At 65.1% G+C, this 10494-nt stretch carries 8 protein-coding genes; 6 read left to right on the top strand and 2 right to left on the bottom strand.

Translation table 11 applies throughout. The annotated features are described in order from the left end of the window. From GY769_21185 to GY769_21165, 5 genes are all read left to right on the top strand, one after another. On the top strand, positions 1 to 1060 hold a 1060-nt coding region (locus GY769_21185), incomplete at its 5' end, for a HAMP domain-containing histidine kinase (GenBank protein MCP4204433.1). Then, positions 1057 to 2475, top strand: coding sequence for a sigma-54-dependent Fis family transcriptional regulator (locus tag GY769_21180; protein ID MCP4204432.1), 1419 nt, complete (start codon positions 1057 to 1059; stop codon positions 2473 to 2475). The genes GY769_21185 and GY769_21180, both read left to right, overlap by 4 nt. A gap of 176 nt (positions 2476 to 2651) precedes the next feature. Beyond that, on the top strand, positions 2652 to 3989 hold the full coding sequence (locus GY769_21175; protein MCP4204431.1) for an MFS transporter: 1338 nt from the start codon (positions 2652 to 2654) through the stop codon (positions 3987 to 3989). A gap of 298 nt (positions 3990 to 4287) precedes the next feature. Continuing rightward, positions 4288 to 5016 carry a protein-L-isoaspartate(D-aspartate) O-methyltransferase gene (locus GY769_21170; GenBank protein MCP4204430.1) on the top strand — a complete coding sequence of 243 codons (729 nt, stop codon included), beginning with the start codon at positions 4288 to 4290 and terminating at the stop codon, positions 5014 to 5016. Next, positions 5017 to 7446 (top strand): SAM-dependent methyltransferase, encoded by a 2430-nt coding sequence (locus tag GY769_21165; GenBank protein MCP4204429.1) that lies wholly within the window; start codon positions 5017 to 5019, stop codon positions 7444 to 7446. It begins immediately after the preceding gene. Positions 7447 to 7479: 33 nt separating this feature from the next. Here GY769_21165 and GY769_21160 read toward each other — a convergent pair whose 3' ends face one another. After that, positions 7480 to 7956: a YbaK/EbsC family protein gene (locus tag GY769_21160; GenBank protein ID MCP4204428.1), complete on the bottom strand. Its 477-nt coding sequence runs from the start codon at positions 7954 to 7956 to the stop codon at positions 7480 to 7482. Between the two features lie 96 nt (positions 7957 to 8052). Here GY769_21160 and GY769_21155 point away from each other — a divergent pair, with 96 nt between their 5' ends. Next, on the top strand, positions 8053 to 9567 hold the full coding sequence (locus GY769_21155; GenBank protein MCP4204427.1) for a Ppx/GppA family phosphatase: 1515 nt from the start codon (positions 8053 to 8055) through the stop codon (positions 9565 to 9567). Here the strand turns inward: GY769_21155 and GY769_21150 are convergent. Continuing rightward, positions 9564 to 10466 carry a CHAD domain-containing protein gene (locus GY769_21150; protein MCP4204426.1) on the bottom strand — a complete coding sequence of 301 codons (903 nt, stop codon included), beginning with the start codon at positions 10464 to 10466 and terminating at the stop codon, positions 9564 to 9566. The two genes, GY769_21155 and GY769_21150, sit on opposite strands and share 4 nt — an antisense overlap. Positions 10467 to 10494 lie beyond the last annotated feature (28 nt).

Genomic DNA, 10494 nt, shown 5'->3' with positions numbered 1-10494 from the left:
GGCGGGCGAAGCGAGCTACCGCGCTCGCTTTGACGCGCTCGAGACGACCGTCCATCGGCTCCAGATCCTCGAGCACAACCGGGATAGTCTCGCGCGCCGCTATGAGCTCATCCTGCTCGCGGTCTTCACCGCCAGCATCGTTCTGGTGGCGGGCGGTTACGCCTGGCGCCAGAGCCGGCTGACACCGCGCCTGGCCCGGCTGCAGGAAGCGCTCACCGATCTGGCCCGCGGGCGAACCGACATCCGACTCGACGAATCGAGGCGCGACGCCATCGGCCGAATCGCATCCATGATCGAGACCACTTCGCGAGTGATGGCCACAGATCGGCAGCGCCTGGCCTCGCTGGAGAATCTGGCGGCCTGGCAAGAGGCGGCCCGCCGTCATGCCCACGAGATGCGCACCCCGCTGACCGCCGCTCGCCTCGAGCTGACCCGAGCCGATGATCTCGCCGCTCAACTCCCTTCTCCGGACGGGGTGGGTGCTGCTTTCAGCCAAGACTGCGCCGCCATCCGGCGCGCCACCGAAAGTGCCTTGCAGGAGCTCGACCGACTGGCGGCGTTTAGCCGCGCCTTCACCTCCTTCGCCCGCCTGCCTGAACCCGAGCGCAAGGCTCAGGACCTCGGTGCCCTGCTTCAGGAGTTCACCGCTACCTTCGGCTCCGCCTGGCCCAACCTCCGCCTGGATTCCTCCGCGCCCGAGGGCCTGGTAATCAGGGTCGACCGCGAGATGCTGCGGCAGGTGCTGGTCAATCTCTGCGATAACAGTTCGCTTGCCATGGGCGAGGGCGGCGGAACGGTGACGCTCTCGGTGGAGGCAGACGACGCCCACGTGCATCTGAAGGTCGCGGACAACGGTCCCGGAGTCCCGGAGGCGATTCGTTCCCGTGTCTTCGAGCCTTACACCACGACACGGACCGTTGGCGAGGGCATGGGTCTGGGGCTCGCGATCTCGAGGAAGATCCTGCTGGAACACGGCGGCGACCTGGAGCTCCTGGCCACCGGCCGCCCCGGCGCTACCTTTCGCCTGACCTTCCCGCAGGCAACCGAGGAGTCGAAATGACCGCCGTACTGATTGTCGAAGACGACCCGAAGATCCGTGCCAATCTTCTATTTCAACTGAGCGAAGAGGGTTTGGCGCCCGACGCCGTCGAGAACGCCGAAGCTGCTCTCGTCCGTCTCGAGCCACGGGACCGTGTCCTCCCCGACCTCATGCTGCTCGACGTGCGGCTACCGGGGATAAGCGGGATCGATCTGGTCAAGCACCTGGTCGAAGCCGATCGACTCCCGGCCACGATCATCATTTCGGGAGAGGCGTCTATCACCGAGACCGTCGAGGCCCTGAAGCTGGGCGTCCACGACTTTATCGAGAAGCCCTTCACCAAGGAGCGACTGGCCCGCTCGATCCGCAATACTCTGGAAAGCCGCGCACTCAAACGGGAAAGCCAGGCGCTCAAGCGGCAGGTGGCCGTGCTCGAGTCGCAGCTGGCCGGTGAGACCCGGATCCTCGGGAAGTCAGCGGCGATCGAGGAGCTGCGGCAGCAGATCGGCCGCGCCGCACCCACCGATTCCCGCGTTCTCATTCTCGGCGAAAGCGGCAGCGGCAAGGAGCTCGTGGCTGAGGCCCTGTATCGCGAAAGTCAGCGCGGCAACGAGCCATTCGTCAAGATCAACTGTGCCGCCATTCCCGCCCAGCTCATCGAGGATGAGCTCTTCGGACACGCCAAAGGGGCCTTTACCGACGCTCGAGCCGATAAACCCGGCCTGTTCGAGGAGGCTGATGGCGGCACTCTGTTTCTCGACGAGATCGGTGACATGGAGTACGAGCTGCAGTCCCGCCTTCTGCGCGTGCTCGAGGACGGTAGGGTGCGGCGTGTGGGTGAGACGCGCGATCGACCCGTAGACGTTAGGGTGATCGCCGCCACGCATACCGACCTGGAGACGGCGGTTCGAGAGAAGCGGTTCCGGGAGGATCTCTACTTCCGTCTCGCCCATCTGCCAATTCGGGTGCCGCCGCTGCGCGAGCACAAGCAGGACATCCGGCTGCTCTTCGAGCACTTCGTGAGCCGCTTCTGCCAGCGGCAACGCCGTCGCGCGCCGTCGATCGAGGACGAGATCTTCGAGGTCCTCGAGAGCTACTCCTGGCCCGGCAACGTCCGCGAGCTCTCCAGCCTGGCCGAGCGCCTGGTCGTTTTCGGTGGCGATCCCATCACCCCCCACCAGCTCCCTGGTCACCTAGCCGAGGGCGGCAAGCCATCGGCCGCCGAGCTCTTCCGCCTCGACGCCGGATTCACGGTTCTCCCCCTCAAGGAGTTCAAGACACTGTGCGAGAAGGAGTACATCGAGCGTGTCCTGCAGCGCACCGGCTGGAACGTCGCCGCCGCGGCTCGCCTCCTCGACATCCAGCGCACCTACCTGCACCAAAAGCTCGCCGCCCTCGGCAGCCAGCGCCCGGGAAGCAGCACGGACTCCCCTTGATGCAGTGATTCGGGTTAGGTAGCCCACTCTGTTCCTACTTGGAACCAGATCAGCCAGTGGTTGCGGGAGTTGACGACTCTCCAGCAGGCCAATAAGGCTGCTGCAACCGTCTAGATCGCCAGCCTGTTGCCTTCAGTCAATCTCAGCGGGTATGGTGCCCACGAATCGAGCCCAGGATGACCGAGCCCGAGACCTCCTCGACACCCGCTGACGGCGACGAGCCCCTGCTTGTCGAGGCGCCGGCCGGCGACTCTCCGGCACGCGTCCGTCTCTTCAATCGCGATTTCGTCCTCCTGTGGCAAGGCCAGCTGGTCAGCCGAATGGGCAGCCAGACGCTGACCATCGCCATGATGTTCTGGACGATGGAGGCTACCGGCTCGGCCAGCCTGATGGGGGCCATGATGATGTTGGGCACTCTGCCCGCGGTGGCCTTGGGGCCCCTGGCCGGGACCCTGGCCGACCGCGTGTCCCGCAAGTGGATTCTAGTCTTCTGCGACGCCGGAAGCGGGCTGGTACTCGTGGGCCTCGCGATCCCATTCTTCCTGGCGGACACGCCTCAGCAGGTTCTGATCTGGTGCCTCCTGGGCATGGTGCTTCTGGTGGGCATACTCCAGGCCTTCTTCCTGCCAGCTTCGACCGCTCTCATCCCAGACCTGGTGCCCACGGAAAAGCTTACCTCCGCTAACGGCCTCGACCAGGGCTCGCTCCAGCTCTCGACTCTCGTCGGCCAGAGCGTCGGAGGGGTCCTCTACAAGCTGCTCGGCGCGCCAGTGCTCTTCGTGATCGACGGCCTGTCGTATCTCTTCTCGGCGGTGAGCGAGAGTTTCATTCGCGTCAAGCCTCAGGCCGAACCAGAGGAACTGGGAGCTTCGGCTCGATCGGCGTACAGGAAGGACCTGATCGAAGGGTTGCGCTATGTCTGGGACGACCGCGGCATGCGCAACTTCCTCCTCCTCGCCGCCGTCGTGAACTTCTTCGCCATGCCAATCCTGGTGTTGCTGCCCTTCCTGGTCAGCGACCACCTGGGCAAGGGAGCCGAGTGGTACGGCTTCCTGCTCGCAGGGTTCGGAGGTGGCGCCCTCGTAGGCTACGCGGCGGCCGGTGGCCTCAAGCTCTCCGCCGCAAATCGCTCCGCGGTCCTTCTCTCCGTGCTCGTCGTTCAGAGCTGCCTCCTGGCGGGCCTCGGGTTCGTCTACCGTCCGGGACTGGCCCTCGTCATGATGATCAGCGTCGGGGCGCTCAACGGGTTCTTCAACATCATTCTCACCACTGCGTTCCAGATGGGCTCCGACGAGAGTCTGCGCGGTCGGGTGATGGGCGTCGTCATGACGGTGGCCATGGCGATCGCGCCCCTCGGTATGGCGCTCGGGGGTATCCTCGGCGACTTGACCGACAAGAACCTGCCGCTGATCTTCGGCCTCTGCGGCGCTCTGATCGTGGTCGCGACGCTTCTGCTGGGCTTGCCCCGGCCGGTGCGGGAGTTCCTGTCGTTTTCTGCCACTGCCGAGGACTGACGCCACCGAGCCCGTCTTACACGGAGTCAGCCGCTACAAAGTCAAAGAGATCGAGCTGGAAAAAGATGGTAGCGCGTACGGGATTCGCTACTAAGGTGAGGACGGCTAAGCCGTCCGAGCCGCGTCCGAGATCACGGGAGTTGCCGAAGACCGAGTGAAACGAGGGGTTTGGTAGACCGTACGTTATTCGAACCCCGGATGCGAACGGCCCGCCTCGCCGGCTCAGCCTCGGCGGCCGGAACGAGCCCACGCGCCTCCTGATAGGCTGAACCGGGAAGCGTCACGTTCGGCGGAGCCGATGAAACGTCTTCTTCTCAGCATCCCGTTGCTCCTTCTGACCGCTGGAGGCGCGATGGCGCAGGCGACCGACTACGAGCGCCAGCGTCGTCAGTTGCTGGAAGAGGTGCGGGCCGATGTCCAGACCACGCGCCGCGAGCTGCGCAAAGACGCCCTCGATCCGAAGGTCCTCGAGGCGCTGGGCCGAGTGCCGCGCCATGAGTTCGTGAGCGAGTCGCTGCGGCAATACGCCTATCTGAACCGGCCGCTGCCGATCGGACACGGTCAAACGATCTCGCAGCCCTACATTGTCGCCATCATGACCGACCTGCTCCGGACCGACCCAGAGGATGAGATCCTCGAGGTCGGCACCGGCTCGGGTTATCAAGCCGCGGTCCTGGCCGAGATGGTCAAGAAGGTCTATTCGATCGAGATCATCCCGGAGCTTGGCGAGAGCGCCCGCGAGCGGCTCGGGCGGCTCGGCTACAAGAACATCGAAACCCGAATCGGTGACGGCTACTACGGCTGGAAGGACCATGCTCCCTTCGACGCCATCATCGTCACAGCGGCGGGCGGGCACGTTCCGCCGCCGCTACTCGAGCAGCTCAAGCCCGGCGGCCGCATGCTGATACCGGTCGGCAGCCCCTTCTGGGTCCAGCACCTCATGGAGATCACCAAGAGCGCCGATGGCGAGATTCGGAGCCGCCGCGTGCTGCCCGTCTCGTTCGTCCCCCTCACCGGCGACCACTAGATGCCGCTCCGCGTCGCGATCGGCCTCCTGTCCGGTGCGGCCATCGCCTATCAACTGCTTCTGATGAGGCTGTTCTCGATCACGCAATGGCATCACTTCGCATACATGGTGATCAGTCTTGCGCTGCTCGGTTACGGTGCGAGCGGCGCCCTGCTCACCCTTTTTCGGCAACCGCTTCTGAAGCGGTTCGACTTCGCGTTCTTCTGGCTCGCGGTCCTTTTCGGGCTATCAACTGTGCTCTGCTTCGCCGGGGCCCAACGGCTTCGACTCAACCCGTTCGAAGTGATGTGGGACCCGCGCCAGCTCGGCATCCTCACCGCGGTCTATCTGCTTCTGGCGGTGCCCTTCGTGTGCGCCGGTGGTGCCGTCGGTCTGGCCCTCGCGCGCTTTGGCGACTCGATTCACCGCATCTATCGTGCCGACCTGGTCGGAGCGGCCGGTGGCAGCGGCGCGTTGATCGGTTCTCTCTACCTGTTCCGGCCCGCGGACTGCCTGCGACTGGTGGCATTCGTGGCCGGCCTGGCGGCCGTGGTGTCGCTGTTCGATCGGGCTGGCCGCGGTGACGCCGTCGGACGGCGGCTGGGCGCTCGCCGGGCGATGACCGCTTTCGGCTGCGCCGCGGCCATCGCTCTACCTTTTCTGTGGCCACCTTCCTGGCTCACTCCGCGCATGTCGGAGTACAAGGCGTTGGCCAAGACCCTCGAGGTGCCCGGTACCGAGATCCTTGCCGAGCGCTCGAGCCCGCTCGGCAGCCTCGCCGCGGTGCAATCTGGGAGGATTCCCTTTCGCATCGCCCCGGGCCTGAGCTTCAACTTCGTCGGCGAGATTCCCGAGCAGAGGGTCATCTTCCAGGATGGCGAGGTCGCCACGGTGGTCGATGCCGGCAACTCGGGCTCCGATCCAGCGGCCGAGAGCCCCGCCTATCTCGATTCTCTGCCCGCTGCCCTCCCCTACTACCTACCCCGACCCCAGAGTGATGAGCTGCGTGTGGCGATGCTCGGTGGCAGCGCGCTGGCACTGGCGCTCAGCCACGGCGCGAGCGAGGTCCACGTGGTCGAGGTCAATCCGCAGATCTCGGAGATCGTGAGCGAGGAACTCGCCGACTTCTCGAGCCGGCTCTACGGCGATCCCAGAGTTCACACCTACTCGGTCGACGCGCGAGGGTTCTTTGCGCGGTCGAGCCGCTTCGACCTGATCACACTGGACGTGGGCGGCGCGCGCGGCATCGGCGCCGCCGGTTCGCTCAGGGAGACCTATGCTTACACCCTCGAGGCTTTCGAGCTGTTTCTGGAAAGCCTCTTCGAACACGGCATTCTGGCCCTGGGTGGCGAGCTCTCCTCGCCGCCTCGCTCCAGCCTGAAGCTCCTGGCCACGGCGGCCGAAGCGCTCCGGCGACTGGATCTGGATCCCCCCCGACACGTGATCGCCATCCGCAGCTGGAACCGCTTCCTGATCCTGGTCAAGCCCTCGGAGATCACTCGCAACGAGATCGCGACGGCGCGCGCGTTCTGCGAAAACCGCGGCTTCGATCTGGCCTACTTTCCCGAAATGGACGAGTCACAGGCCAACCGCTTTCACATTCTGGAGGAGCCGGAGATCTTTCGCGGTGCGCAAGCGCTGCTCGGCCCGGTCTGGAAGAGGTTCCTGAGTAGCTACAAGTTCCGGATCGCCCCGGCTACCGACGATCGACCCTACTTCTTTCACTTCTTCCGCTGGGCGACGCTCGCCGAGCTCATCAAGCTCAGGACAAGAGGCGGGGCGGCGTTGATGGATCTCGGCTACATCTTGCTTCTGACCGCGTTGCCCCAGGCGGCGGTCGCCGGTCTCCTGGTGATCCTGCTTCCGCTCCGTATCGCGTACTCGAGCACGCTCGGCGCCGGCCGCGTGGGTCTCTACTTTCTCTACCTCGGGTTGGCGTTCCTATTCCTCGAGATCGCCTTCATCCAGCGTCTGACCCTGTTCCTCGCCCATCCGTTGAGCGCGGCGGCGGTGGTACTGGCCGGCTTTCTGTTCTTTGCCGGTCTCGGCAGCGGCGCGTCCCGGCGACTGGACCGGCTGCGCCTGCCCGGGACGCGCGAACCGCTGCACACGGTCCTGGGTGCCATCGTGGTTCTGGCTCTCGTGTATCTCCTGTTCTTGCCCGCCGTGCTGGCCCGCGGCATCGCCTGGCCGGTACCCGCCAAGGTCGCGCTGGCGCTTTTCGTGATCGCACCGCTGGCGTTCCTGCTCGGCATGCCGTTCCCGCTGGGACTGAGGAACGTGGCGAAGACGCGCGAAGAGCTCGTGCCCTGGGCCTGGGGCGTCAACGGTTGGGCCTCGGTGCTCTCGGCCGTACTGGCGACCCTACTCGCCGTTCATTTCGGATTCAGCTTCGTGGTGGCGGCCGCCTGTGGCCTGTACCTGCTCGCGGCGCGGGTCGCGCCGCGCTGAATCGTTCCGGCGAGACCGAAAGGGGTTCGTCTGTCAGGCGACGGCGGCAGGTACCGTGAAATCACCCAGTTTGGGCTGCACCAGGCGCTCGAAGTCAGCGTACGCCATCCGAATCAGCTCGGCATGAGTGCCCGCATTGAAGGCGATCTGCTCGTCCTCCGCCAAGCTACGGTCGACGAACACCGGCAACCCGTACAGGTTCCCAAAGGGCGGCATGGCTCCGGTGTCGCATTCCGGAAAGAGCTGCTTGAAATCACTTTCGCTCGCCAGCTCGACGCGTTCCGCGCTCGAGATCTCCCGCAAGCGCTCCAGCTCGACTCGGGCGGGAGCGGGCAACACGGCCATCGCCATCTTGCCGTCGAGCAGGATCATGACTGTCTTGGCGAGCTCCCTTCCCGGTATGTGAGCCGACGCTGCGATCTCTTGCGCGGTAAACGCGGTGGAATGAGAGATCGCAACGTACTTGACCTCCTCCCGGTCCAAGAGCTCCTTGAGCTTTGCTACTGGCATCGGGCACCTCGCTTTCGGTCTTATTTGAACATACGCCCGCGACCGTTCGGGCCGCACCACCCATGCGGGTGGTCCGCTGGATAGTATGGATTCAATATGCGTCTCGGTATCGCGGACCTGGGCTCGAACACGGCTCGACTCGTCGTGTTCGCCTACGAGGCCGGTCGCTGGTTTCAGATCAGCGATGGCATTCGCGAGCCGATTCGCCTGGGTGAGGGCTTGTGGAAGACCGGCCGGTTGAGCGATGCCGCGATCGACCGCGCCGGCGCGGCGCTCGAGCTCTTCTTCGACTACGCCCGAGCGACCTCACTCGACCGCCTCGAGATTCTCGGCACCAGCGCAATCCGCGAGGCCTCGAACGGCGAAACTCTCATGGGCCGGGTCGAAGAGCTTGGGTACCAGCTCGACGTGATCACCGGCGAGCAGGAGGCGGCCTTGAGTGTCGCCGCGGTCGCCAACGGCTTCGCGTTCGAGGATGCCTGGGTTATGGACCTCGGCGGCGGCAGCTCCCAGATCTCGCTGATGAAAAGCCGCCGCTACGAGTTCGGCACGGCTCACCCCCTGGGGACGGTTCGTCTAACAGAGACTTTCCTCGACAGCGACCCACCCTCGAAGGGAGAGATCCGGGCGCTCGAGAACCGGGTCGCCGAAGTGCTCGGCGACGTCGCGAAGACGCTCGATGGAACGGCACCGCTGGTAGCGATCGGCGGCACGGTGCGGAATCTAGCGCGGATCGCGCAAAAGTCGGGCGGTTATCCACTGCCGATGCTGCACGGCTACCGTCTGACGCACGAGGCGCTCGAGGACGTCACCGAGCGGCTGCTCGAGACCCCCGTGGAGGAGCGGCGGCGGCTGTCCGGCATCAACCCGGACCGCGCGGATATCATCGTCGCCGGCGCGCTCGTCTATCGCTGGCTGGTCCGTCGCTCGGGACTCGACCACATTCTGATCTCCGGGCACGGCGTACGCGAAGGCGCCTTCTATCGGCACTTCCTTCCGGAGCCCCACCTGCTCGAAAATGTCCGGCGATTCAGTGTGCTCAACCGAGCGAGCCGCTACTCACTGCCTCCCGGACACGTCGATCACGTGCGCTTCCTGGCGCGGCGACTGTTCAAACAGCTGGCTCCGCTGCACCGGCTTTCCGATGTCGACCGCGAGCTTCTCGACGCCGCCGCCACCCTGCACGATATCGGCACTACCCTCGACTACTACCGCCATCACAAACACGGCGCTTATCTGATCAACATCTCTCCGCTCAACGGATTCAGCCATCGCGAGATGGCCATGATCAGCTCACTGGTCCGCTTTCACCGCCGCGGCGCTCCCAAGTTCGGCGAATACGCCGCCCTGATGGGGCCCGACGACGATAAGCGGCTGCTGCAGCTCGCGACCTGCCTGCGTCTCGCCGAGAGCCTCGAGCGCGCGCGGGCGGCTCGCATCCGGGACCTCGAGGTCGAGATCGAGCCCGAGGGCGTCCAGATCCGGCTCGAGGCCGACGAGACACCGACCATCGAGCTCTGGGAAGCGCGGAAGGACACCGAGCTCTTTCAGCAAGCTTTCGGCCGCGAGCTGATGCTCGAAGCGAATCCGCGCCTGGCCGAATCCGATTAGCCGAGCTTCCCCAGACTCTCCAGAGCCCGCTCGAGCTCGAGGCGAAAGCCACCGAGCAGATCCGGGACGCTGTCTCGAATCTCGTCTCGGAGTCGGCCTTGCCGGCCTCGCGCCACGGCGACAAGCCAATCGGCCGCAGCCCCGAGTTCGGCATCCGAGCTCGACGCCCCGCTCAGGCGAGTGAACCACTCCTGATGAACGACCAGATCCTGATACACCCCGAGCTTGTCCTGCAACTTCTTCAAAGCGGCAATGAAGCTCTCGATCTCACCACCCGCGGACAGCGAGCGCGAAAACTCGAGCGCATAGCGCAGCTTCTTGAAGCGAATCCGCATTCGGTGAATCACTTTGTCGGGCTTCTTTCCGTCCAGCTTCTCGGCTTGCTTGAAGGCCTTGGACGCGGCCTTCATAATGGCCGCCGCGGCGAGCTCATCGATGACCAGCTCATCGGCCGTTGCAGACGGCACGCCCAGAAGAGACACGTCCCTGCGCCAGCTCTCGAGCGAGCGCTGGTAGGTCTTCCCTGTGAGCCACCGACCGATCGCGGCGTACTCGCGGGCGGCCTGCTGCTCCAGCTTCCGTTGCAGGGAGACGAGCCCGGCGCTGTGATCATCGGGGAGATCCTCCGCATAGCCGGGTAACTCGAGGAGAAGAACGTCGAGATCACGGGCGACGTTGGTGCGCCGGCCCAGATCCGAGAAGAAACGACGCCCCCTCCTCGACATCACCGGTGGCAGAACTGAGCCGAACAGCGATAGGGCCGAGCGCGTTCGGCGCACGGCCACACGGTAGTCGTGAAGAAACTCCGCGTCGACACGGCCGACGACGCCGGCCTGGTTGTCGACCATGATCTTCAAGAGGGTCTCGAAAATGACCGACACCGCGCGAGGAGCGGGCATAGAAGCCTCGATCGCGTAGCTGAAGCGC

The organism is bacterium, from assembly GCA_024224155.1.
GTDB lineage: Bacteria > Acidobacteriota > Thermoanaerobaculia > Multivoradales > JAHEKO01 > CALZIK01.
This window is presented reverse-complemented; position numbering and strand designations above follow the sequence as displayed.